The sequence below is a fragment of the Aestuariispira insulae genome (genome assembly GCF_003385955.1).
GTDB lineage: Bacteria > Pseudomonadota > Alphaproteobacteria > UBA8366 > Aestuariispiraceae > Aestuariispira > Aestuariispira insulae.
Map to the genome: position 1 here is coordinate 251,269 of NZ_QRDW01000001.1, position 22,757 is coordinate 274,025.

The window sequence follows — 22,757 nt, forward strand, 5'->3', positions numbered from 1 at the left end:
CCCATGCAATCACATGCACGTGTAGTTATCATCGGTGGCGGGATCGTCGGCTGCAGCGCTCTCTATCATCTGGCAAAAATGGGGGAAACCGATGTGGTCCTGCTGGAGATGGATGAGCTGACATCCGGTTCCACCTGGCACGCGGCGGGCAATATCCCGACCTATGCCGGCAGTTGGAATATCATGAAATACCAGCGCTATTCCTCCAAGCTCTATGAAACGCTGGCGGAAGAGGTCGATTATCCGATCAACTATCATGTGACCGGCTCCATCCGGCTTGCCAATAACAAGGACCGGATGGATGAGTTTCATCATGTAACATCCATGGCCCGCAAGCAGGGCATGGAATATGAAATGCTTTCGCCCTCGGAAATGAAGGACCGCTATCCCTTCCTCGAGTTGCATAATATGGAAGGCGGCCTCTGGGACCCCTATGACGGCGATATCGACCCCTCGCAGGTGACCCAGGCGTTGGCCAAGGGTGCCCGTGATCTGGGCGCGGTGATCCACCGCTTCACACCTGTCACCGGCATTTCCAAGCTGCAAAACGGCGAATGGAAGGTGTCCACGCCCGAAGGAGACATCACCTGCGAGATCGTGGTGAATGCCGCAGGCTATCGGGGGGCGGAGGTCGCAGCCATGGTCGGCCAGTTCCTGCCCATCGCCACCATGTCGCATCAGTATCTGGTGACCGAAAGTGTGCCGGAACTGTCCAACCGGGACACGCCACTGCCGCTGCTGCGCGACCCCGATGACAGCTATTATCTGCGTCAAGAACGCGATGGCCTGATCCTGGGCCCCTATGAATGGAAAGCCACGCCAATGTGGCAGGACGGCATTCCGGAAAACTTCGCCTATCAGCTCTGGTCTGATGATCTGGAACGGCTGGAATGGTATATCGAGCAGGCCATGGGCCGCGTGCCGATCCTGGCAAGCGCCGGGATCCAGAAAGTGATCAACGGCCCGATCCCTTATTCCCCCGACGGCTATCCTTACATCGGCCCGGCCCATGGTTTGAAAAATTTCTACCATTGCTGCTCGTTCAGCTTCGGAATTTGTCAGGGTGGCGGGGCTGGCAAGACCATCGCCGAATATATCGTCGAAGGCGAGCCGGAATGGGACATGTGGGGCCTGGACCCCAGACGGTACACTGATTACGCCAACCAGAAATATGTCACCGACAAAGCGGTCGAACTTTACCAGCATGAATATGCCATCGGTTACCCGCATGAAGAACGCGAGGCCGGCCGCCCGGCCAAGACCACACCGGTCTATGAAAAACTGAAAGCCAAGGGCGCCATGTTCGGCGCCAGGGGCGGCTGGGAACGGGCGACCTGGTTTGTGCCGGAAGGGCAAGAGGCCAAACAGGACCTGTCTTTCCGCCGGTCAGACGTCAATTGGACCGAAGCGGTCGCGCAGGAATGCAAAACTGTGCGTGAAAAGGCCGGCATCCTGGATTTGGGCGGTTTCTCCCGCTACATCGTCAAAGGCGACGGAGCGGAAGCGTGGCTCGACCGCATGATCTGCGGCAAACTGCCGAAAACCGGTCGTTTATCCCTCTCCTACATGCTGGGCGAAGCAGGCGGAGTGATGTGCGAATTCACCATTCTGCGCAATCCGGATGACAGTTTCCTGTTGATCTCTGCAGCTGCCGGGCTGTGGCATGACGAGGACTGGCTCAATTTCCACAAACCGGAAGATGGCTCTGTCACAATCGAGAATGTCACCGCGCGCTATGGCTGCCTGGTACTGGCCGGGCCGGAATCAAGGGATATCCTGGGCAAGATCACCTCTGCCTCGCTGGAAAACAAGGATTTCCCCTGGCTGTCCGCGCAGACAATCGATATCGGCTTTTCTTCCGTGTTGGCCATGCGGGTCAACTATGTGGGTGAGCTTGGTTGGGAATTGCATGTGCCAATGGAATATCTGGGCGCGGTCTATGACTTGGTCTGGGACGCGGGCCAGGAGCATGGCCTGATTGATTTTGGCATGTATGCCATGGACAGCCTGCGCCTGGAGAAATGCTATCGCGGCTGGAAGTCGGACCTGGGCCATGAATATTCCCCGCTGAAATCCAGCCTGGACCGGTTCATGGACCTGGACAAGGCGGCATTCAAAGGCAAGGCCGCCCTGGAAAAAGAACTGCGGGAAGGGGTCAAGGAACGGTTCGTTCCCCTGCTGGTCGAAGCCGACGGTGCCGATGCCCCCTTCTGTTCCTCAGTGTTTGATGGTGACGACAATATCGGTCTGGTGACCTCCGGCGGTTATGGCCATACGATCGGCAAATCCATCGCTCTGGCCTATATCCGCACTGATCTTGCAAAACCCGGCACTAAGCTGGAAGTTGAGATCCTCGGCAAACGCTATCCGGCAGCGGTCGCCCAGGAACCTTTATTCGACCCGGATAACGAACGCCCACGCGCTTAAAGCGACATGATTAAGAAAATAAGGGTCAGGAACCAACGTTCCTGACCCTTTGTCATTCTCTACCCGAGCCGTCAAACGGCTTGCGGCGCCAGCTTCTTCCGTGAAATGCCGAGGAAGATCATGGCGGAGGCAAACATGATCAGGCTGTAGATCGCCGCCGGGATCACATAAGCCCCGCCACCATATAGCAGAACCCCGACCGCGATGGCCAAGGTGCCATTCTGGAGCCCGCATTCCACACAGATCGAAATCCTTTGCGCCATGCCGCTGCCCAGCATTTTAGCGCCGAGGAAAGCCAACAGCATCATGGTCAGGTTCAACGCCAGCGTGACCCCGCCCGCTTCGGCAAAATAGGCCACCACATTGTCCCGTTGCTGGAACACTGCTCCGGCCAGAACCAGCACAAAGAAAATGGTGGAAACGGTGCGTGCGATCGGCTCCGCCTTCAAAGCAAATCTCTCTGCCAGCCTGCGTACCAGCATGCCCAGCAGAACCGGCGCGGTGACAATGGCAAAGATTTTAATCGCCGTGCCGGCCAAGGTCACTTCCCCGCTCATGGCCTCACCCAAAATCCATTCGTGGGAAAAAGCCAGAACCAGGGGAATGGTCACAATGCAAAGCAGGCTGGCCACCGCCGTCAGGGAGACGGACAGCGCAACATCGCCCCGGGCCAATGCGGTCAGATAATTTGACGTGACCCCGCCCGGCGCCACCGCAATCAGCATGACCCCCATGGCAATCTCTGGGGCCAGCGGCCAGAGGGAGACCAAGGCAAAGCCCACCGCCGGCAACAGAACGATCTGAAACAACAGCCCGACCAGCATATCCTTCGGCCTTGTGGCCAGCCTGGCAAAATCTGGAAAGGTCAGGCCCAGGCCCAACGTGAACATCATGAAGGCCAGCACCAGCGGCAGGACCACGTCCGTGACAATACCCATTTCTCAAGAACCCGTTTCATTGTTATAGTTTCAGATAAGCTACCCCCAGCGGGCAGCAAATTGGAACGATCCAGACTACTCTTCATGCCAGAACAGTTTTACTTATCGCTCCATCAGATTAGCCTAAAAATGCGCCGACATGCCGCCATCGACCGTGATAGTCTCACCGGTGATATAGCTGGCGGCATCGGATGTCAAAAAGACAGCGGCACCCGCTATCTCTTCCGGACGGCCCCATCGCTCCAGCGAAACCCGTGTTTTCAACCAGTCAAGCAGCGCCTCATCTTCGGCCATGGCCGCATTGGTTTCGGTCGCGAAATAGCCGGGTGCAATGGCATTGACCGTGATCCCGCAGGGGCCCAGCTCCGCCGCCAATGCCCGTGTCATGGCGGATAACCCGCCTTTGGCCGTGGTATAGGCGGCATCTTTCGCACGTGACATCGGCCCCGCAATTGAGGTGATGTTGATGATCCGCCCCCTGCCCCTCTTTTTCATCAAGGAGGCGGCACGACGACAAAGATCGAACGGTGCCACCAGATCCACCTCCAGCAGGCGGCGCAGATCTTCCAGATCAAATTCATCGAGCGCGCGGCGATCCCGAACCCCGACATTATTGACCAGGATGTCCAGCTCGTCGGCCTGATCAAAAAAACACGCCACCGCTTCCGGATCAGAAACGTCAAACAAGGCCGGTTTTGCCGGATACCCCTGATTGACCAGCAGCTGCACCGCATCACCCACTTTTTGTGCGTCACGGCCATTAATCCAGACACATGCACCGGCCTTGGCCATGCCCCGTGCCATTTCAAGGCCAAGCCCCTGCGTCGCCCCCGTGACCAGGGCCTGACGGCCCCTAAGAGAGAACAAATCCAAATCCAGGCCTCCCACCAATTTTTCCCGAACGCACATTAAGGGGAATGGGATGAAAAGGGAACAGGCAGCGGGCGTTTCCGCCAACCGCCTTTCCCTGATACTGACCTGTTTACTGCGCCGCACCAGCAAAATAATAGGTATGGTCATTCAGGTGGGCGTCATTAAATGCTTCGATCGCCTCCAGAATATCCGGATTGTTTTCCCGGAACCGTTCGCCGTGAAGGGGCGAATCATAAAACAGAAGAACCGCTTCATCCGGTGTTTCCATGCCTGATGCCGCCTGCACCCGCATGAAACTCTCCCGGCGATAACGGTCTTTCCGGTCCAGCGTCCAATTGCGGATCTGTTCCAGGTCCTTGCGTCGCCGAGGCGGCTTGTCGTTATTAAAGTGGCTGACTTTCAGGATATAGGCTCGGTTCCGATAATCAGAAGCACTGTCATCTTCCGGAAAATCCGTTTGCCGCCCAACGAGCAATACAGGCCGCCGGTCAGGTCCATTCACCAATCCCGCGAAACCAGCCGCCTCCAGATCAACCGCCTGATCACAGGTGAGCCAGATGAACTGCTCCGGTTGGTCGAGATTGATCGCACCCGCCTCTCCCAGAACCGGCCCCATACGCTTGACGACACAGTCATTTTCCACCACTGCAGTGGCCAATTGCTCTGCGATACTGCCGCCATCCTCACCATAGACCAAAGCCAATAAGGCATGGCTCGCCGCCCCCCCGGTTTGTGGCGCACCAAGAAGGCAGATCATTGCAACCGCTGCCGCGGCAGCCATCTTATTTTGTTCCATCACATCCCCTCCCTCATTCCGCCAGGTTGAAAGAGACCTGATGGTCGTAGAAAACATCCGTCGGCAGCTTATGCCGCTCCGTTTTCATTGCCTGAATAGCCTCCAGTGGTTTAGCCACAAAAGCGATGGGGTGGGCCGGTACCGGCATACTGGGAGCGTGACCGATGAAACGGGCAGTGAAATGCTCATCATTCCAGTCATAGGAGACCTGAGCCGCTTCCCGGCCGTCCATGCAGATTCCCAACCGCATCTTGCCCTTCATGGCATGCTCGATCTGCGCGTCAATCAGGCTAACGTCATACTTCATAGGAACAATTCCTTCGATAATGGTTGATGACCTCTTGATCGCACAAAGCCTTTGGATCTAAAATTCACCATTATTGAAACATAGCGGTGCAATAATTATCCATGTTTGATTGGGATGATATCCGCCTGTTCCTGGCCGTCAGCCGGACCGGTACGGTCAGGGGGGCCGCCAAACAACTTTCACTGACCCATGCCACCGTCTCCAGGCGCCTGCATCAGTTGGAAGAAAAACTGGGCACCACCCTGTTCGATCGTACCAGTACCCGGCATATCCTGACCGAAGCTGGACAGAATATCCTGGAAACGGCCCAAGAGGTTGAGGCCGGCATGGCCAGAATTGATCGTATGGCTTTTGCCCGCGATAGCCGCCTGGCGGGACTGGTGCGCCTTTCCATGCTCGACAGCCTGTATCTTGCGATTGTGCAGCCTTTCCTCGGCCGCTTTCAGGCACGCCACCCTATGATCGAGATCGAGCTGATCACAACCGATTATCTCAGCAATCTGGCCCAGCGCGAAGCGGACATTGTGGTGCGGATCACAAAAACCCCACCCGACAGTGCCCTTGGTCGCAAACTGGCCGACAGCCCCCTGGCCTGTTATGCGGCCGAAGGCTATCTCGCCGACCGGCCAAAGCTGGATCGATGGATTGCCCTGACCCATGAACCCGCCCGCCAGCCTATTTTGTCAGCCCGGACCGTGCTGACGGCAAATTCTCTGATTATTGCGCGCGATCATATCCGTGACGGGTTGGGAATCGGCTTGCTGCCCTGTTTTCTGGGCGATCAAACGGAAGGGGTAACGCGCATGCCCGGAATCGACCCGATCCCAGATATGGAAATCTGGGCTTTGATGCATCCGGATATAAAAAATGTGCCACGCATTCGGTCCGCTATGGACTTTCTCTATGAGATTTTTGACGAACAGCGGGTCTTGATTGAGGGGTCAGCTTATTGATTCCAGCCAATGGGCGGCTTTTTCAAGCTGATCTTCACTAAAAACCCGGATTCCGTTCTTTCTCAGCGTCCGCGCCGCCATGCCCTGGCCCGAAATTTTTGTGCCTGTAAATTGGCCGTCATAAATGAAGGTTGACCCGCAAGACGGGCTATTCTCCTTTAACACCGCCAATTTTATCCCCTGGTTCAGGCACAGTTTCAGGGCCAGTTCAGCACCACGGCTAAAGTCATCCGTAAAGTCCTCACCGGACGGCGTCATAACCCGTCCATTTAGGATTTCTGCGGGCTCTCTGGGTGTTGGAAGGCCTGCCGCACATTCCGGGCAGAACGGCACAATCCGACCCTCGGACTGCCAATGTGCCAGCATGCGGTGATTATTCAAAGCATGGCCGCCGTCAGAGCGGACCTCTTGGCCCAGCAGACAGGCACTCACCAGTATTCTCTGTTTCTTTGTCAAATCAACCTAACCCGCCCTTGCATTGGACAGCAACCCTAGGCATGTTGCGAAAAAAAGCAAGATCGGTGCGGGATATGCAGCCAGATTACCAGGCAGTTCTTCAAGAGATCGAACAGGAAATCCAGCCCTATTTCGGCATGGGCAGGGTCGCGGACTATATTCCAGCCCTCGCCCGCGTGCCCGGCCGCCAATTCGGCATGGCGGTGCGCACGGTCGATGGCGATGAATTCACTATTGGTGATGCCGATAGCCCTTTTTCCATCCAGAGCGTTTCCAAGCTGTTTTCGCTAATGCTGGCGCTCGATATTATGGGCGATGATCTGTGGCTGCGTGTCGGGCGCGAACCTTCCGGCACGGCCTTCAATTCTCTGGTGCAGTTGGAGCATGAGGCCGGCATTCCCAGAAACCCCTTCATCAATGCCGGCGCCATCGTGGTAACAGACGTGGTCACCAGCCGAAGTGCGGGCGCTCAGCGCCGCATTGCCGACTTTATTCGTATGCTGACCGGGAATCAGGACAACCGGGTGGATGAGGAAGTGGCGCTGTCTGAAAAAGAGCATGGCTACCGCAATGCCGCTCTTGCCAATCTGATGAAAAGCTTTGGCAATATCGAGAGCGATATCCCCACCCTGCTGGACGTCTATTTCCGGCAATGTGCCATCACCATTTCCTGCCGCGACCTGGCGCGGGCCGCCACCCCCCTGGCCCAGGGCGGCTATTCCCCGATCAACGGCCAACAGATTCTGGACCGCCGAGATGCCAAACGACTGAATGCACTGATGCTCACCTGCGGACTTTATGATGCGGTTGGCAATTTCGCCTATCGGGTCGGCCTGCCCGCCAAAAGCGGTGTTGGCGGCGGTATTATCGCCGTTCTGCCCGGCCAGTTCGCCGTTTCCGTCTGGTCGCCGGAGCTGGATGCAAACGGCAATTCCCTGGTCGGTACGAAAGCGCTTGAACTCTTCACCACGAAGACAGGCTTATCGATATTCTGATCGGACTTTAGGGGAAAGTTGGTAACAATTACCGCCATTTGCCAACAAAACCGTCATCAGGGATTAACATTCCCAAGGCAACTTGCGCTTGGATATTCCTGCGTCTTTGTTAACGTCCTATAAAGAACTGTCAGGCAGGATAAGCACGTTGGCACGAACAGCATGCCTGTCCGGCGAACATGGCTGCAATATAGTATTCGTAGGCTTGGGACCTTTAGTTGTATGAAACGGAATTATCTCATCGCATTCACAATATTGAGCGCGGCACTTTTCCTGCTGGGCATGGCCATTATGTTCCAAAAAGAAATCCGCCAGGCCGTGCGGACCCCGATTGATAAATCCGACGCCCAGGCGGTTTGCACCTCGGCCGAAAAGCCCGATATGAACTGGCGCTGGTATACCAAGAATTTTCCCTCGCCATCGGTGGAGTGGAAAATTTTCACCACCGACACATCCCTTTGCCTGCGAATCAATAACAAATGGAAGATGTTCACCATCAAATCCCATGCGGTCCGGCAATATGGTTGCTTTGATACGGATTCCGGCCTCTTCTGCACCGCCAGCGCCGACCCCCAGCGTCATCCACGCGCCGATGACTTTCTGAACTGATCTGATTTGAGAGAGTTGAATTGCCGCCTTTCACAGAGCTGTGAAAAAGCGTGTAATGCAGCCGCGGGCTTTCCATTCCATCTTTCGGTCAATGAAACTGATAATCGACCGGGAAACAAGATCATGACGCTGTTGAAGCCCCTTTTCATAGCCGGTGCGCTTTTGCTTACGTTCGCGCCCGTTGTCGGTTTGGCCGACGAGATTCTTGGTCAGGGCCAATTCAGCGGAAAATCCAGCCATGAAACCCGCGGCGGCGTCACCCTTGAAAAAGGCGCAAATGGTTTTTCCGTCATTTTGCAGGATGATTTTTTCCACGATGGCGCGCCTGATCCCAAGGTTGTTATCGGCCGGACCGACAATGGCGAGCGGGTTCAACTGTCCCATCTCAAGGCCAACAGCGGTCGGCAGGTTTACCCAATCCCGGCGGACCTTGATGTCAGCGCCTATGACGAGGTCTGGATCTGGTGCAAACGCTATGCGGTGCCCTTGGGACATGCGCCACTAGGCAAATAACTCAGCCGGCCTTTCGATTCCGGGATTGTCTATTCCCCTCCACGCCGGTTAGTTCTTTCCCATTCGATTTGATTGGAAGGATACCCAGCGATATGCCCCTGGAACTTGTTCTTGGCCCGGACCCGATTTTCAGAAAGAAGGCCGAAACGGTCACACTTTTTGATGAAGAATTGGGAAAAACCGCTCAAGCCATGCTCGAGGCCCTGTATCGGGAACAGGGGCTGGGCCTCGGGGCCAATATGCTGGGTTTGCTGCAGAGGATCATCGTGGTTGATTTGCAGGAAGGTGGTACAAAAGCGCCAATGATCCTAGTCAATCCGGCGGTAACTGAAAAATCGGCTGAAACCCAGACCTTCACCGAAGCATCTCTGTCCTTCCCCGGCCTTTCGGCGGAGATTACCCGTCCCCGTTCTGTCACAGTCACTTTTCAGGATATCAACGGAGAAAGTCATTCAATCTCTGCAGACGGCTGGCTGGCAACGATCCTGCAGCATGAAATAGACTATCTCGACGGCATTCTCTATTTCGATTATCTCTCGGCAACCAAACGCAATATGCTGTTGCGCAAGGCCAAAAAACTCAAAAAATCCGGCTGAGACGAGGCAGGCTTGCCCAATCACCCCGCCAGCGCCCGCCGTTTCACCACATAAGTGCCCGCCGCCATATCATGAAGCCCCTGTTTGTGTCGGGTCAATCCGATCACAATGAAGGGCAACCAGAATGGCAAACTTATCCATTTGATGAGATTGCGGATCACCGTCTGCACCAATGATGGCTTTTCACCATTTTTATCGGTCAATGTCAGGCCCAACAGCGCCTTGCCCGGTGTCGCCCGTAAAGGCGACAATTCCGCCCCCAGCCAATAAAAAACAAACAGCGCCAGCAGAATCAGGTCACCGGCAGAATCGAACCGGCCCTCTGTCCGGCCGCTAGCGGAAAGCATCTCACGCGCCGTATCCGTTTCCGTGCTGAGGAAACCCCTCTCATCCCTGTTCTGCCACCGGCGCTCTATCACCCGCCAGACCGCCGTATCCCCCCAGCCATATTGCCGGACCTCCCGCGAGACCGTGACATCGATATCGGCACCGGTTTCCGGATCCCGTTCCGTCACCTCTCTAAATATCTCGGTTTCCAGGATCACCGGGCTGGCAAAGCCAAACTCACCGGAAAACAGCGCATCATCGGCCATTCCCAACCCGAAAGTCACGACCCCGAACAGGACCAAATCCAGCATGAAAGCCAGCCAGCGCCGCCAAAAACCGGCATAGGGGCTCTCATCCGGCATATCGCCAAACATCACCACTCTTTCATTCCCCCCCTTAAAAACAATGACTTGCCCCCGCTGATAATAGAACAGCGCCGCCATTAATGCCATCGACAATTATTCGCATTTTTCGATAACAAAAAGGACATAAATCAATTTCACTCATTAAAACCGATCACGTAAGCTGATCGTAGTTCAAGACAAACTTAACCGGAACCAAACAAGGAGAAGATCCATGGCCGAAGGTAAATGCCCCGTCATGCATGATGCCAACACCCCCAAAGCGGGCGGTGGCACCCGCAACCGCGACTGGTGGCCCAATCAACTGAAACTGCATATCCTGCACCAGCATTCCAACCTGTCCGATCCGCTGGAAAACGATTTCAACTATGCAGAAGCCTTCAAAAGCCTGGATCTGGATGCGGTAAAAGCCGACCTGACCCATCTGATGACCGATAGCCAGGAATGGTGGCCGGCCGATTACGGCCATTACGGCCCGCTGTTCATCCGCATGGCCTGGCATAGTGCCGGGACATACCGCACGGGTGATGGCCGCGGTGGTGGCGGGACCGGCAACCAGCGTTTTGCCCCGCTGAACAGCTGGCCCGACAATGGTAATCTGGACAAGGCGCGCATGCTGCTCTGGCCCATCAAACAAAAATACGGCCAGAAAATCTCCTGGGCGGATCTGATGATCCTGGCAGGCAATGTGGCCTTGGAATCCATGGGTTTCAAAACCTTTGGTTTTGCCGGTGGACGCGCCGACATTTGGGAGCCGGAAGAGGATATCTATTGGGGCACCGAAACCGAATGGCTCGATGACAAACGCTATTCCGGTGATCGCGACCTGGAAAATCCGCTGGCCGCAGTCCAAATGGGCCTGATCTATGTGAATCCGGAAGGCCCCAATGGCAATCCGGACCCGGTGGCCTCCGGCCGCGATATCCGCGAAACCTTCGCCCGCATGGCCATGAATGATGAAGAAACCGTAGCCCTGGTGGCCGGCGGCCATACTTTCGGGAAGGCCCATGGCGCAGGCGACGCAGCCCAGGTCGGCCCGGAACCGGAAGCCGCCCCGATCGAGGCCATGGGCCAGGGCTGGCTTTCCAGCCACAAAAGCGGCAAGGGTGTTGATACCATCACCAGCGGCATCGAAGGCGCCTGGACACCGACCCCAACCCAATGGGACATGTCCTATTTCGACGTGTTGTTTAAATATGAATGGGAATTGACCAAAAGCCCGGCGGGCGCGCATCAATGGCAGCCCAAAGACCTGGCCGAGGCGGATCACGCCCCCGATGTCGACGAGTCCGGCAAACGGGTCAAAATCATGATGACCACCGCCGATATGGCGCTGCGTTACGATCCGGCTTATGAGAAAATCGCGCGTCGGTTCCAGGCCAATCCGGATGAGTTTGCCGATGCCTTTGCCCGCGCCTGGTTCAAACTGACCCACCGTGACATGGGCCCGAAAGCCCGTTATCTGGGCAAGGAAGTGCCAGCGGAAGACCTGATCTGGCAGGATCCGATCCCGGCGGTTGACCATGAATTGGTCGATGAGGCGGATATCATTAAGCTGAAGGAACAGATCCTCGGCTCTGGCTTGACGGTTTCAGACCTTGTTTCAACCGCCTGGGCATCGGCCTCGACCTTCCGGGGATCGGATATGCGCGGCGGTGCCAATGGCGCACGCATCCGTCTGGCTCCGCAAAGGGATTGGGCGGTGAACCAGCCCGAACAGCTGGCCCATGTGCTTAACATCCTGGAGGATATCCAGCAGGGTTTCAATAACAGCCAGACCGGTGGCAAACGCATCTCGCTGGCCGACCTCATTGTGCTCGGCGGCGCGGCCGCCGTCGAAAAAGCGGCCAAAGAGGCGGGACAGGATATTGCCGTTCCCTTCACCCCCGGCCGGACAGATGCCAGCCAGGATCAGACCGATATCGACTCTTTTGCCGTGCTGGAACCGCTGGCCGATGGTTTCCGCAACTATCAAAAAGCCAAATTCACGGTATCAGCCGAAGAGATGCTGGTCGACCGGGCGCAATTACTGTCCCTGACCGCGCCGGAAATGACCGTGCTGATCGGCGGCATGAGGGTTCTGGGCACCAATGCCGATGGGTCCAGCCATGGCGTCTTCACCGACCGCAAAGGCGTGCTCAGCAACGACTTCTTCGTCAACATCCTCGATCTGGGCACCGGTTGGAGCGCCATTTCCGACGATGACAGTGTCTTTGAAGGCCGCGACCGGAAAACCGGGGTGCTGAAATGGACCGGCACCCGCGCCGATCTGATCTTCGGCTCCAACAGCCAACTGCGCGCCCTCTCGGAGGTCTATGGCACCAAAGACGCCCTGCCCCGCTTTACACGAGATTTTGTGAAAGCCTGGAGCAAGGTAATGGAGCTGGACCGGTTTGATTTGAAGTAAAGCTAACCCTGGAAATGAAAAAGGCCAGCGCTCTAAGCGCTGGCCTTTTCGAAATCTGGCGGAGAGACCGGGAAGCTCTCACAAAACTGAGAAACCCAGTGTTTCTGCCGCATTCAGCCCATTGCTTCCGTTGCCACTGTAGCGGTTCACTGTAACAGTTTCAAGGTATCAATCAGAATACCTCCCAGCTCTTCAGCCATACTATTCCTCAGCGCACCAAAAGCTTCGATAACTCCGCAACAAGCTCTCGTTTAGACTCATCTTTAACCAACCAGAACTCACCAAATCCTTGTCTATCAACTCCATATTCCCGAAGTTCAAATGGAGGTTCAGCATCTTCAAACAAGTCAAACGTTTTTGGCTTACGACCGGTTTGTCCATCACGATACTTCCGGTTCTTGAAATAGAGGCTGATAATTACGTCATCCAACCAAAAGTCTGTTCGGAACAAAACGTCTGCAAGCAAATGATACTTAACCGGAACATCATTTGAGTGAAGATGTGCAATCAGATCAACCTCACGAATGGCTGAATAGTAGAACTTTCCCAGCCTCCACCGAACAGCCCTTTTGATCCTGTCCCAGCAGCCATACTGCCTAAATAACTTATGCAGAGTAGGTGCTAATGGTGTTAACCAAAGCGACCTTGCATCTTCCGTCATCCATAGCCAGAAATCCTGCCACGTTGGGATCTTCTGATTCTTCTCAAGATAGTCATGAAATATGTGCTGAAGGGCGAATGGGCAGGTGTAATTCTCTATTTCAGCCAATTGCTCTTTGGATTTTACATCCCCTAAAGCATGTTCGCTATCATTTATCACCTTTTGAATATCATGTGGTGTAATAGCGAAGAGATATTCATGCCTGAACCCTGTCACAAACGTCACAACATCTTGATAGCCCCTCCTCTGGGTCCAGGAACTGTATACGCTCCTCGCCTTCGCTCCACCTCTATCTAGAAGCTCTCTTTGACATTGTTCGAATGTTACTTGCATTCTTAACTATACAGCCAAGTCCAAGGGTAGATCCGAGATATCCTTCAGTCTCTTCCCCTCTATCATCATATCCAGAGTATCCAAGGATTCCTCTTTACCCAATTGCAGAAGGGTCTCCCGCAGTTCATATAGAGCAAAGTGATAAGTGCAATCCAAATCCCCAGTACCAAGTGCGAGAGAGACAATCCTGTTTGGGATGGGTTCCGCAGTCACAGCAACAATATGGGGAGTCCTCCCTTTTCTGGCTCTAATGAGATTCAACGCTTCAGTTCTCGTATTCTGAGCACGATCAGACCTCATGGTATACTTACAAGATATACTGGCATGTAAAATACTGGTCTCAGTCTCAGAATATTGGTTCTCTTTCCTTAGGACAGCTTGCTTAGCAGATGAGCCATCAACGAGTTCAGTCCTCAGATTTATCTCTGCGTCTTCTTCTGGCAAACGAGCAATGATTACATCTGGTGCAATCGCATAGCCCTCACCTAGGAACGACCGCAATTCTGTGTACTTATCCATCAGACCATTCAATTCGGACAAATGCGAGTATTGTGCGTACCTACCAATCAAGCTTTCCTTGCGGCTAGAGACTTTTTCAACAATCCACTTCCCCGGTCGCAAGTGGCTGAGTTCAAGAAAGGTTTCTCGCACAAAATCAGCACATGCGTCTTCAAACTCGTTGCCAAGCGTTTGTCCGTCCTTTTTCTTACTTCGCCTCACTAGTGGGAGATCCACTTTATCGGCTATGACCTCCGCAAGCCTGTTCGATACTTCGGCACTAAGCTTTTGGCCAACATCTCCAAAACTGGCAATCTCTGTAATACCGCCAAGTTTTTTGTGGTTCTTCTCAGGAACAGGTGAGTAAGCAAGTGTTTCATCCTGAATCAGCTTCTTATGCAGATTGAGGCGACCAGCAGAAAACGCAGCGGAGGACATATTATTCGGCAGCCTCAACAAAGTAATCGGTATCAACATTAATCTTCGAAAGGACCGACTTTATTTGTCTTCCTACAGCTTCCGCAACGGGAGGCGGAAAAGCGTTACCAATCTGTCGATAAGCATGGGTCTTAGAACCAGCGAACTCCCAATAGTCTGGGAAACCTTGCAGTCTGGCCACCATTCTAAGTGTGAGGAGAGGCATATTTTCATGTCCCTCCCTGATAGTCCCATCTTTCGACAGTACGCCACGGAAGGATTTATCAGGAACCTCATCGTTCTTACCAATACGATGACCGTTAACGTGCATTGAGTGCCACTTCCGCTTTGCTCTTGTTGGTCCCAAATCAGGACCGCCATGCTTCTTAGAGCCACCGACGATAGTTGGAGCAACATCATTTGCTAGGCTCGCCCAATTTGCGGCGCCTTCCCACCCCTTAGACTCCATCAAATCTAACAAGGTTTCTCCAACTGATTTTGGTTTTTCCTTAGAATGTTCAGGCCACTCGAACAACGGGAAGTATTGCTTAGGTAAAGCAACTAATACAGCACGAGGACGCAATTGAGATACACCGAAGTCACTAGCTTGTAATTCCGCCCACTCAGACTCATACCCAAGGGACAGTAGCCTTGCTTTAAGCTCTTTTCTATAGGCTGCGAACTTAGGCTCCAATAACCCAGGTACATTCTCAAGCATAACAGCAGTTGGACGAACGATCTCCACCAGCTTCAACGCCGCAGGGAACAAATCTCGCTCGTCATCTCCGCCCAGTTGCTTCCCAGCCTTACTGAAAGGTGGACAAGGAACACCGCCAGCAACCAAGTCTATCTGACCACGATAGCTCTCAGCCTGCTTCTCTACAAACTCTTCCAGATCCCCACAGATAACTTCACCCCAGTTCAGCTTATGGGTACGATTGTTATTCTCAAGAGTTTCACAAGCATGACGATCATTCTCTACCAACACAACATGTTCTGCTCCGGCCATGTGCAGCCCAATCGCTTGCCCGCCAGCTCCAGCACAAATCTCTATGGTTCTCATGATGACTCCAAGCAAAAATCGTTACTTTAAGAAAGATCGCACCCTGCGAATTACAGGTCAGATTACTATGTGAAAATCAATATACGGTAGGTAACAATCATAAGAAACACTAAAAATAGGTCTAAAGATCGAGACCAATCAGTCTTGGCGGACACTCGAGGAAACAATCCAGTCGAGCCGCCCCTTTCACAAACTTACGTAACACAATAAGGCTGCACGCCAAATCTGTTCACGGTTTGTTTCCAAGTTCAATACGGTACAATAAACTCTTACATAATCCAAGCTGTATTCGCTATCGTATTAGCCTAGACCCCATCAACCCTGCGAACACTAATACTCGTCGGAGCTTCTGACTTCAGCTTTGAAGAGATACCCAGCGGAACAACCTCATACTTTTCCACCAAACTCGACAATTCTGGAAATGAGTTATTATAGCTCAACACACCTTCGATCAGGCCCGCCTCTTGCGCAGACAGCTTAGAACTAACCAAATCGGCGTAGAGTTGCTTGCCCGCAACATCACTGTTCTCAATGAAAGAGAGTATCTTCTGGAACTGCTTAAAATACGGAAGCAGGTCATTCATTGCGTAAGACCAAAACTGATTGAACCTAGCAAGTTCCTCCACTTCGATATCACTGGGCGCGTTGGCGGGAATTTTTTCATGCATAACATCATCAAAGTATTGCCTGTAAACCTTGATACACTCTCGGCCCAAATACTTCGAATGTTTGTATGTCGCTTGCATCGAATCGATGGTATCGCTGTGGAAACGTAACATCTGAAAGAAAGTGGCTTCGAAGTTCTGCTGTTGAGAGGCTTCAACTTGACGGGCCATTTCCTCGCGAGACAGCATTAACTCCTTTCGAGTTAGTGCAAGTTCTTCTCTTTGATATCCAAGCTCCTGTTTTTGCAACAATATCGTATAAACGATTCCGACAAAAGCGAGTCCTGAGAATAGAGAATTGAGTATCCCAAAGCTGTCACCAAACAGCCCCGCCTTTCCGATATCATCAAATACCCACGCGCGCTCTCCAAAGATCAACGCAAATGCGTAACCAAGTATTAGGCATAATACAAATGCTACAGCAACTAGAACTAAGACGTTCAAACTACTGCGTCTTGGCACTTCGTTCGGCGTTATCGTCATCCTTCAAGTCTCTTCTCTTCCGGCATCCAGATATCAATCTGAAACGACCTTGCATTGCTTCACATGAATCCAAAGCCTGTCACGAGCATCATCAGATGGAATGTCAGTAAGTTTCTCTACCACAATACAGGAGGTATCACCCGCCCTAGCAAGAACCTCACCCTTCCACGTCAGGGTCTCAAGGTACCTTGTTGCAATAATATGATTCGCAGTCAGAGACCGGTCCTTAACCGATATCACATCTCCAAGTCTGATCCTTGCAGGAATACCGGTCTTTCCAACCGGACCAGTACTCACTGTCACAAACCAGTCTTTCTCGGCGAACATGGTTGCACTATCATTCTCAACAGCAATCGTCCCCACTTTGGTTTCCACTGTTTTTGGTCCCGCAGTAGCAGAGTTAGAAACAACAATGCTGGTAACAATCACCATTAAAGTCGAAAACTTCAAAACAGCCCCTCCACAGAAACACTTAGGTTGAATAATCCAGATTAGATACCCCCCTAAAATTGCCATCGACAAGAGAGTTATGCTGAGGAGTTACATATCCCAAATGTTATAGGCTTTTCATACCCTTTAACTCTGGTAGACTAGGGTTAAGCAGCACTTGAATACCTTCTTTTGGATGGAAATCATGACCGACCCTGAACTCGTACAATCCCCTCTGTCCCGTACAATTGAGGATGATGGCACATATGTCAGAATCGATATCTACCGTATGGAAACAGATAACGAATGGTCTTTGGAAGTTGTTGACGAGGAAAATGCTTCTACTGTGTGGGATGACCTATTCCCATCCGACCAAGCCGCTTTGGACGAAGCATTGAAGACCATTGAGGTTGAAGGGATCAGAACTTTCTTGGCGACCCGACACTGAAGCCAAACCCATTCGAAAAACCCGGCTGTTTACCGGCAAAAATGTGAGAGGGTTATCGTTAGGGCGAGACCCGGAGGTTCCCCCGGTAGGGGGCGGGACCGACCCGTCCCAGTCTTGATAGTTGCCCCCCCTCCCGTCTGCATCTGTGTTTTTCAGGAGACTGAATAAAAGACGCCCCATAGAGACAAGGCAACCGACCTGTAAAGCTACTTTACTGTCAATCAGCCCTCACCCACTGTTGAGAATGCGATGGATGGACATACGGCTTACCCCTAGCTCGTTTGCAATTGCGGTTGGCCCAAGCCCTTCTGCCTTCATGGCGATGACCTGATCCCGTTTGATGGATCTTTTCCGACCTTTGTACTTCCCGGCTTCCTTCGCTTTGGCTATGCCTTCACGTTGGCGCTCCTTGATCATGGATCTTTCAAACTGGGCCACAGCACCGATAACCTGTAGCTGAAGCGTCTGGAATGGATTGTTTTCACCGTTGAAGGTCAGCTTCTCTTTATGGAATGTGACTGATACGCCGTTTCCTGTGAGCTGTTCCAACAATTGGAGAAGGTCATTCAGGTTTCGCGCAAGGCGGTCGATACTGTGAACATGGACCGTATCCCCTTCCCTAACATACTCGATAAGAGCTTCAAGGGCTGGACGGCTTGCAGTTGCCCCACTGCATTTGTCTTCAAAGATCTTGGTAAACTTGAAGCCCGTATCGGACAGTTGGCGTTCTGTGTTCTGATCAGTGGTAGACACCCTCAAGTAGGCGACATGCTCCCCCATTCGGTCAAACTCCATTCAGTGACAAGAAGTAACATTAGACTTTAGAGTCTTTGACTGTGGCGTAACATATAACCAATGTCAATTCTATTGTTACATATCTGACGTAACATGATGACGCAACCAAAGGGTACACTCTATTGTTACATCGAACCTTACTTGGTCCACTCTAATTCGCGCCCCCAAGGATCTTTCCCCCTTCTCAAAACAGTTAATGCTGCTTCACGTAAGGCGGCGAACTCCGGGCTGTCTTGAAAGCTCCTAACAAGCAAATAGATTTTATCCGAGTTGTTGATACCAAAATGTTTCCACGAGCCTGTAAAAGGCCGCTGATCGACCTTAATGAGGCAACTGAAACCAGGGAAGCAAAAGCGGTAACAGTTAAAGTAGTCATTCCGTTCGCGAATTGGACATAGAAATCCCGAGGTCATCTCTGTTGCGAAGATTGTGAGCAGAACATCGACCTCTTTTGCCTTGTTAGGGTCATTTGTGAGAAGCGCCTCTGCTATTGATGCACTGTGCGGACCGACATCCACAGCAGAAAAGAAATCTTGATCACTAGCGTGCGCCCTCCAAAGCAATGATAGGAAGAACATCCTCAGCTTGTGCCGGTCAAAGTTTGAATAATATAGTGTCAACTGATCGGTATTAGTCCCCGTCTTTCCGTCAGGGATGTTCCTGAAAAGCAAACCAGATACATAGTCATCCCAAGGGCCGAAGAGCCTTTCGCAATCTATGCAAACAATCCGATCATACACCCCAGTCCGTGAGGTCTTAGGGAACACATTTGCATCATCCGACAAAAGTTTGAATGGCCGATCAGGGTTGGTAATATCCCTATAGAAAGCTCTTGGAATCACGTGCGATTCAACCAGCTTGACGCCTTTCTTGCCACACAGACCACACTGCTGTTTTGCCAATCTTCGACTCCATCTTCATTCGCTTGATTTCGCGTATCATTAGGTTCTTCGCCTCAATAATAAAAGGCCCACCATAGGGGAATAAAACACACCCCATAGAGGTAACCTCACAGAATTTTCAGGTGCTCATGCCTGAATCCATGATTTAATAAACTTGAAGGAAACCTATGCCCCTTACGACAAACCAATCAGATGGCCGTCCAGTCATCCACTAATCCCAGTCAACAAACCTCCCCATACTGCCCGTCACTTTCCGACCGCCTCATACCGCCCAAAGCTGAGTATAACTATCAGGTCAGCACCGGTCTGGGCCGCGACCTTCACACATTCCAAGCAGTCAAACACCTCGGATGGAATGAGCCGTCCGTCACGAATGAGATACATTTCCTAACCTTCCCTGATGGACCACCAAAGCGTTACCGCCAGAAATACGAACATGCAGTCCAGCTAGTCCTCTACAACTGCTTCTGTATCCACGTCCATGAACAACGATCAGGCAAAGAAACCTTGGCACTGATCAGCAGGCACAAAGCCTCATGCAAGATGGCCTCAGAATACCGCTCCAACGATATCGGACATCCGGTTTTAATGAAGGTGCTAGACCGATTGGAAGACCTGAGGTTCATACAACAGAACATCGGCACCAGATCAGCTCTCCATGCCCATGGGATATCCAGCAGTTTCGGACTTACAGATAGATCTCGGGACTGGCTGAACCGGAACGGCAACCTATTCACTTGCGGGCGTTTCACGCACAATACCGAGTTGATCCGCTTGAAAGAAACCAAGGCGGAAGCGAGGAACAGAGGTACCGGTCCAGAGATACAGCTGTACATTCCTTATCAAGATCGGTCACACCCAACAGTCAGACTGAAACGACAGGCAGTAAAGTCACTTAACCGGATCAATAGCCAGCATGTCTTCACTTACAGGCCATGCCTTCAACGCCGGTACGAATGGGATGGACTGAACCGTATCAGGCATGCTCACTTCTCCGCCTGCTATCACACGGTCCCGACAGAACAGATCCAATACCACAGGGTCTTTCATGGGAACTTCCAGCAGACCGGCAGGTTCCACTGTGATGCTCAGGGCCTCATGAAGGAAGAACGTGAGACTCTTCTGATCGACGGCCTGCCTACCGTTGAGCTGGACTTCAAGAGCCTCCACCCTCGCATGCTTTATCACCTTCAAGGATTGGATGCCCCTGAGGACTGTCACCAAGCCAATGGTGATTACCCTCGTGAGGTCATCAAGGGTCTGTGCATGAGGGTCTTGAATACCACCGACAGATCAGCCTGCATCAAGTCCATAGACAAGATGTTCACTGAGGAGTTCGACGGGGTACTGAAGGGGCAATACAACCCCAAACAGCTCTTGTCCGACTATGAGGACTTCCATGAGCCGATAAGAAACCTGTTCTATTCCGAGCAATGGTTAAGGCTTCAGCACCTCGATAGCGTCATGGCTCAGAAGATCATGTCAGCCTTCACCCGAAGAGGACTTCCCATTCTGGGCATTCATGACAGCTTCATCGTCCAGGACCGCTATGAAGAGGACCTTAGAAGGGAGATGTCCCTTGCCTATCAATCCATCCTACAGAGGGAACCTTTGATCACACCGTATAGATAGCTGTTAAGTCACTTTACCTATCAGTCTAGACCTTCCAGTCCCCACCCTCCTCTCCTCATAATGAGGCAGCTAATCCGCTTCCTTAACCAGCGGGACTGACACTCAACTATCACAACCCGACAGCCGGCCGATTTCGCTTCACCTAGAAGCCACGGTCCTACATGTCCCAAACCTATGAAAGGACGCATATGTCCAACACACACGAAATCCCAACAGTCATCTACATTGATGGCGCCTGTAGAGGTAATCCCGGCCCCGGTGGTTGGGGTGTATTCCTCACCAGAGGCAGCAATACCAAAGTGATGCATGGTGGAGATCCAGATACCACGAATAACCGAATGGAGATGACCGCTGCTATCAAGGCCTTGGAGTCACTGAAGCAAGGCAACCATCCCCGTACCATCGTTACCGACAGCGCCTACCTAAGAAATGGCATCACCAAGCATATCATCAAATGGAAGGAAAACGGCTGGCGTGGGTCGAACAAGAAACCTGTGAAGAACCAGGACCTATGGATGAGACTAGATGAACTAGTCCAAATCCATCAGGTAGACTGGAAATGGGTGAAAGGCCACTCGGGCAACCCCGGCAATGAAAGATCTGATGCGTTGGCTCACAAAGGCTTGCTCAGTATCTTGGACTAAGCAGGACATAGAGAGATGACGGCCTCCCACAAACAACATGAGAGGCCCCACCGGCGCTAGCCCTTCTTGAGGTTATTCCTCCGGTTCAGTCGGTTGATTGCATCAAGATACAAACTTCCGTGGATCTTTGCGTACTTGGCGGTCTGCTCCAGAGTTTTATGACCCATTAGTTCCTGAATTACCTTGATGTGAACATTCTCCCGGACCAATCTTGTAGCAAATGTATGGCGGCAGGCGTGAAGCACAAACTCCTTGTCTCCAGACAGCCTAAGAGCTTTTCGGCCTTCATCCCATTTGTATCGAACAGCCGTCTTGAGCATACCGAAGATCTTCCCATCTCTAGCCCGATCTAACTTCCTACGGAGCAAAGCCTCTTTGGCGCGGTCAGTTGTTGGAAGTGACCTTGAGATCGAGTTCTTTGTTCTCCATAGGTGGAGAAAACCGTGTTCATCATAATGGTTCCATTTCAATCTAAGGAGTTCACTTCGTCGCATACCGGTATCAAGGGCAAGGATTACGAAATCGTGCATCTCTTCCCAGCCCATATCGAGGAAGTAGGTTAACAGCCATTTTTCCTCTTCGTCGGTCAGCCAGCGAAGACGTTCCTGATTGGGCTTGAAATGGGTGAACTTTGGCAGCTTTTCGATGTATCCTCGCGCCTCAGCAAACTTAAGCGCCACATTCAGTGCGCATTGCTTCTTGTTAATGGTACCTCCGCAGTTCCCTTTCTTGCGCCAATGGACCACTAACCGGTCAATGGTTTCAGTATCTATATCAGCGACGGGAAAGTCTGGGCCAAGCACATCAATTATTTCTAGCCAATAGCTTTGAACGGTAACCTCTGAAGCCTTTCCGGCCCATATCATGGCAATAGACCTCTCCATCAACTGTCTGAGCGTCATTGAACGAGGCATTGAAGGCGGCATAGCCAACACGGTAACGGACATCTTTGTCTCCTAACTACAATGAAATACCGAGGAAACACCGCCTTCATCCCAACCAGCAGTGTTACCCCCAAGGAATACCCAAGAGGCAACACCCCAATTGACTATCAGCTTACTTCCAGGCCCATACCTTTGGCCCAGCAGCACTCCCAGCGGCCCACCTTGAGCCACAGCATCTTAAAGGGGGTAATCGCCAATTCGAACGAATAGAGCTGAATGGAAATTGGGCTCATGTCTTCCTCACTTTCTGTGTTTGTCGCCTTGTTAAGAGCGAATATGACCGG

General features: G+C 52.4%; 26 protein-coding genes. 10 read left to right on the plus strand and 16 right to left on the minus strand.

Translation table 11 applies throughout. The features are described from left to right. Positions 1-3 precede the first annotated feature (3 nt). Positions 4-2,427 carry a GcvT family protein gene (locus DFP90_RS01265; RefSeq protein WP_115934604.1) on the plus strand — a complete coding sequence of 808 codons (2,424 nt, stop codon included), beginning with the start codon at positions 4-6 and terminating at the stop codon, positions 2,425-2,427. A 71-nt stretch (positions 2,428-2,498) separates the two neighbouring features. Here DFP90_RS01265 and DFP90_RS01270 read toward each other — a convergent pair whose 3' ends face one another. The 4 genes from DFP90_RS01270 to DFP90_RS01285 all read right to left on the minus strand — a co-directional run bounded on the left by DFP90_RS01270 (position 2,499) and on the right by DFP90_RS01285 (position 5,341). Continuing rightward, positions 2,499-3,365, minus strand: a complete 867-nt coding sequence (locus tag DFP90_RS01270; RefSeq protein ID WP_115934605.1) for a bile acid:sodium symporter family protein — start codon at positions 3,363-3,365, stop codon at positions 2,499-2,501. A gap of 123 nt (positions 3,366-3,488) precedes the next feature. Then, entirely contained in the window at positions 3,489-4,238 is a 750-nt protein-coding gene (locus tag DFP90_RS01275; RefSeq protein ID WP_245956935.1) for an SDR family oxidoreductase, read from the minus strand. 109 nt (positions 4,239-4,347) lie between these two features. Beyond that, positions 4,348-5,034 carry a hypothetical protein gene (locus DFP90_RS01280; RefSeq protein WP_115934606.1) on the minus strand — a complete coding sequence of 229 codons (687 nt, stop codon included), beginning with the start codon at positions 5,032-5,034 and terminating at the stop codon, positions 4,348-4,350. A gap of 13 nt (positions 5,035-5,047) precedes the next feature. Continuing rightward, positions 5,048-5,341 (minus strand): hypothetical protein, encoded by a 294-nt coding sequence (locus tag DFP90_RS01285; RefSeq protein WP_115934607.1) that lies wholly within the window; start codon positions 5,339-5,341, stop codon positions 5,048-5,050. A 101-nt stretch (positions 5,342-5,442) separates the two neighbouring features. On the opposite strand from DFP90_RS01285, the gene DFP90_RS01290 reads away from it, so the two are divergent. Beyond that, positions 5,443-6,294: a LysR family transcriptional regulator gene (locus DFP90_RS01290; RefSeq protein WP_115934608.1), complete on the plus strand. Its 852-nt coding sequence runs from the start codon at positions 5,443-5,445 to the stop codon at positions 6,292-6,294. Here DFP90_RS01290 and DFP90_RS01295 read toward each other — a convergent pair. Continuing rightward, the gene (locus DFP90_RS01295) at positions 6,283-6,726 is read right to left on the minus strand and encodes a 2-thiouracil desulfurase family protein (protein WP_245956976.1); all 444 of its coding nucleotides are present in this window, start codon (positions 6,724-6,726) and stop codon (positions 6,283-6,285) included. The genes DFP90_RS01290 and DFP90_RS01295 overlap by 12 nt on opposite strands. A gap of 65 nt (positions 6,727-6,791) precedes the next feature. Between DFP90_RS01295 and DFP90_RS01300 the strand changes: the two genes are divergently transcribed. From DFP90_RS01300 to def, 4 genes are all read left to right on the plus strand, one after another. After that, positions 6,792-7,745, plus strand: a complete 954-nt coding sequence (locus DFP90_RS01300) for a glutaminase (RefSeq protein ID WP_245956936.1) — start codon at positions 6,792-6,794, stop codon at positions 7,743-7,745. 222 nt (positions 7,746-7,967) lie between these two features. Then, positions 7,968-8,354, plus strand: coding sequence for a hypothetical protein (locus DFP90_RS01305; RefSeq protein WP_115934610.1), 387 nt, complete (start codon positions 7,968-7,970; stop codon positions 8,352-8,354). Between the two features lie 123 nt (positions 8,355-8,477). Next, entirely contained in the window at positions 8,478-8,867 is a 390-nt protein-coding gene (locus DFP90_RS01310; RefSeq protein ID WP_115934611.1) for a DM13 domain-containing protein, read from the plus strand. A 92-nt stretch (positions 8,868-8,959) separates the two neighbouring features. Continuing rightward, complete coding sequence (gene def / locus DFP90_RS01315) at positions 8,960-9,463, plus strand: peptide deformylase (protein ID WP_115934612.1); 504 nt, start codon at positions 8,960-8,962, stop codon at positions 9,461-9,463. A 20-nt stretch (positions 9,464-9,483) separates the two neighbouring features. On the opposite strand, the gene DFP90_RS01320 is transcribed toward def, so the two are convergent. Continuing rightward, positions 9,484-10,164, minus strand: a complete 681-nt coding sequence (locus DFP90_RS01320) for an RDD family protein (RefSeq protein WP_245956977.1) — start codon at positions 10,162-10,164, stop codon at positions 9,484-9,486. A 202-nt stretch (positions 10,165-10,366) separates the two neighbouring features. Here DFP90_RS01320 and katG point away from each other — a divergent pair, with 202 nt between their 5' ends. Continuing rightward, entirely contained in the window at positions 10,367-12,559 is a 2,193-nt protein-coding gene (gene katG / locus DFP90_RS01325; RefSeq protein WP_115934614.1) for a catalase/peroxidase HPI, read from the plus strand. 208 nt (positions 12,560-12,767) lie between these two features. Here katG and DFP90_RS01330 read toward each other — a convergent pair whose 3' ends face one another. The 5 genes from DFP90_RS01330 to DFP90_RS01350 form a co-directional block, all read right to left on the minus strand. After that, positions 12,768-13,445 (minus strand): hypothetical protein, encoded by a 678-nt coding sequence (locus DFP90_RS01330; protein WP_147300899.1) that lies wholly within the window; start codon positions 13,443-13,445, stop codon positions 12,768-12,770. Positions 13,446-13,559: 114 nt separating this feature from the next. Then, positions 13,560-14,489: an NgoMIV family type II restriction endonuclease gene (locus DFP90_RS01335; protein WP_181905124.1), complete on the minus strand. Its 930-nt coding sequence runs from the start codon at positions 14,487-14,489 to the stop codon at positions 13,560-13,562. A gap of 1 nt (position 14,490) precedes the next feature. Then, positions 14,491-15,531, minus strand: a complete 1,041-nt coding sequence (locus tag DFP90_RS01340; RefSeq protein WP_181905125.1) for a DNA cytosine methyltransferase — start codon at positions 15,529-15,531, stop codon at positions 14,491-14,493. Between the two features lie 305 nt (positions 15,532-15,836). Next, the gene (locus tag DFP90_RS01345; protein WP_115934617.1) at positions 15,837-16,679 is read right to left on the minus strand and encodes a putative phage abortive infection protein; all 843 of its coding nucleotides are present in this window, start codon (positions 16,677-16,679) and stop codon (positions 15,837-15,839) included. 33 nt (positions 16,680-16,712) lie between these two features. After that, positions 16,713-17,201: a hypothetical protein gene (locus DFP90_RS01350; protein WP_218044544.1), complete on the minus strand. Its 489-nt coding sequence runs from the start codon at positions 17,199-17,201 to the stop codon at positions 16,713-16,715. Between the two features lie 112 nt (positions 17,202-17,313). Between DFP90_RS01350 and DFP90_RS01355 the strand changes: the two genes are divergently transcribed. Next, positions 17,314-17,556, plus strand: a complete 243-nt coding sequence (locus DFP90_RS01355) for a hypothetical protein (protein WP_115935476.1) — start codon at positions 17,314-17,316, stop codon at positions 17,554-17,556. A gap of 228 nt (positions 17,557-17,784) precedes the next feature. Here DFP90_RS01355 and DFP90_RS01360 read toward each other — a convergent pair whose 3' ends face one another. The 3 genes from DFP90_RS01360 to DFP90_RS22750 all read right to left on the minus strand — a co-directional run bounded on the left by DFP90_RS01360 (position 17,785) and on the right by DFP90_RS22750 (position 20,303). After that, positions 17,785-18,336, minus strand: coding sequence for a recombinase family protein (locus DFP90_RS01360; RefSeq protein ID WP_115934619.1), 552 nt, complete (start codon positions 18,334-18,336; stop codon positions 17,785-17,787). Between the two features lie 152 nt (positions 18,337-18,488). Further along, positions 18,489-19,253, minus strand: a complete 765-nt coding sequence (locus tag DFP90_RS01365) for a hypothetical protein (protein ID WP_115934620.1) — start codon at positions 19,251-19,253, stop codon at positions 18,489-18,491. Positions 19,254-20,144: 891 nt separating this feature from the next. Beyond that, positions 20,145-20,303 carry a hypothetical protein gene (locus tag DFP90_RS22750; RefSeq protein ID WP_181905126.1) on the minus strand — a complete coding sequence of 53 codons (159 nt, stop codon included), beginning with the start codon at positions 20,301-20,303 and terminating at the stop codon, positions 20,145-20,147. 48 nt (positions 20,304-20,351) lie between these two features. On the opposite strand from DFP90_RS22750, the gene DFP90_RS22645 reads away from it, so the two are divergent. Beyond that, complete coding sequence (locus DFP90_RS22645; RefSeq protein WP_147300901.1) at positions 20,352-20,885, plus strand: hypothetical protein; 534 nt, start codon at positions 20,352-20,354, stop codon at positions 20,883-20,885. A 188-nt stretch (positions 20,886-21,073) separates the two neighbouring features. Next, a complete protein-coding gene (rnhA, locus tag DFP90_RS01375) occupies positions 21,074-21,529 on the plus strand; it encodes a ribonuclease HI (protein WP_115934622.1) in 456 nt (151 codons plus the stop codon). 56 nt (positions 21,530-21,585) lie between these two features. On the opposite strand, the gene DFP90_RS01380 is transcribed toward rnhA, so the two are convergent. Continuing rightward, positions 21,586-22,476 carry a tyrosine-type recombinase/integrase gene (locus DFP90_RS01380; protein WP_115934623.1) on the minus strand — a complete coding sequence of 297 codons (891 nt, stop codon included), beginning with the start codon at positions 22,474-22,476 and terminating at the stop codon, positions 21,586-21,588. A 104-nt stretch (positions 22,477-22,580) separates the two neighbouring features. Beyond that, positions 22,581-22,706 carry a hypothetical protein gene (locus DFP90_RS23315; protein WP_281269663.1) on the minus strand — a complete coding sequence of 42 codons (126 nt, stop codon included), beginning with the start codon at positions 22,704-22,706 and terminating at the stop codon, positions 22,581-22,583. Positions 22,707-22,757: the final 51 nt, after the last annotated feature.

Excerpts from the sequence above, each read along its gene's own strand:
- rnhA (WP_115934622.1), top strand. The coding sequence starts at position 21,074 with ATGTCCAACACACACGAAATCCCAACAGTCATCTACATTGATGGCGCC.
- DFP90_RS22645 (WP_147300901.1), top strand. The coding sequence starts at position 20,352 with ATGAAGGAAGAACGTGAGACTCTTCTGATCGACGGCCTGCCTACCGTT.
- DFP90_RS01280 (WP_115934606.1), bottom strand. The coding sequence starts at position 5,034 with ATGGAACAAAATAAGATGGCTGCCGCGGCAGCGGTTGCAATGATCTGC.
- DFP90_RS22750 (WP_181905126.1), bottom strand. The coding sequence starts at position 20,303 with ATGAAAGACCCTGTGGTATTGGATCTGTTCTGTCGGGACCGTGTGATA.
- DFP90_RS01380 (WP_115934623.1), bottom strand. The coding sequence starts at position 22,476 with ATGTCCGTTACCGTGTTGGCTATGCCGCCTTCAATGCCTCGTTCAATG.
- DFP90_RS01265 (WP_115934604.1), top strand. The coding sequence starts at position 4 with ATGCAATCACATGCACGTGTAGTTATCATCGGTGGCGGGATCGTCGGC.
- def (WP_115934612.1), top strand. The coding sequence starts at position 8,960 with ATGCCCCTGGAACTTGTTCTTGGCCCGGACCCGATTTTCAGAAAGAAG.
- DFP90_RS01300 (WP_245956936.1), top strand. The coding sequence starts at position 6,792 with ATGTTGCGAAAAAAAGCAAGATCGGTGCGGGATATGCAGCCAGATTAC.
- DFP90_RS01335 (WP_181905124.1), bottom strand. The coding sequence starts at position 14,489 with ATGTCCTCCGCTGCGTTTTCTGCTGGTCGCCTCAATCTGCATAAGAAG.
- DFP90_RS01270 (WP_115934605.1), bottom strand. The coding sequence starts at position 3,365 with ATGGGTATTGTCACGGACGTGGTCCTGCCGCTGGTGCTGGCCTTCATG.
- DFP90_RS01355 (WP_115935476.1), top strand. The coding sequence starts at position 17,314 with ATGACCGACCCTGAACTCGTACAATCCCCTCTGTCCCGTACAATTGAG.
- DFP90_RS01290 (WP_115934608.1), top strand. The coding sequence starts at position 5,443 with ATGTTTGATTGGGATGATATCCGCCTGTTCCTGGCCGTCAGCCGGACC.
- DFP90_RS01345 (WP_115934617.1), bottom strand. The coding sequence starts at position 16,679 with ATGACGATAACGCCGAACGAAGTGCCAAGACGCAGTAGTTTGAACGTC.
- katG (WP_115934614.1), top strand. The coding sequence starts at position 10,367 with ATGGCCGAAGGTAAATGCCCCGTCATGCATGATGCCAACACCCCCAAA.
- DFP90_RS01305 (WP_115934610.1), top strand. The coding sequence starts at position 7,968 with ATGAAACGGAATTATCTCATCGCATTCACAATATTGAGCGCGGCACTT.
- DFP90_RS01360 (WP_115934619.1), bottom strand. The coding sequence starts at position 18,336 with ATGGGGGAGCATGTCGCCTACTTGAGGGTGTCTACCACTGATCAGAAC.
- DFP90_RS01340 (WP_181905125.1), bottom strand. The coding sequence starts at position 15,531 with ATGAGAACCATAGAGATTTGTGCTGGAGCTGGCGGGCAAGCGATTGGG.
- DFP90_RS01320 (WP_245956977.1), bottom strand. The coding sequence starts at position 10,164 with ATGTTTGGCGATATGCCGGATGAGAGCCCCTATGCCGGTTTTTGGCGG.
- DFP90_RS01285 (WP_115934607.1), bottom strand. The coding sequence starts at position 5,341 with ATGAAGTATGACGTTAGCCTGATTGACGCGCAGATCGAGCATGCCATG.
- DFP90_RS01310 (WP_115934611.1), top strand. The coding sequence starts at position 8,478 with ATGACGCTGTTGAAGCCCCTTTTCATAGCCGGTGCGCTTTTGCTTACG.
- DFP90_RS23315 (WP_281269663.1), bottom strand. The coding sequence starts at position 22,706 with ATGAGCCCAATTTCCATTCAGCTCTATTCGTTCGAATTGGCGATTACC.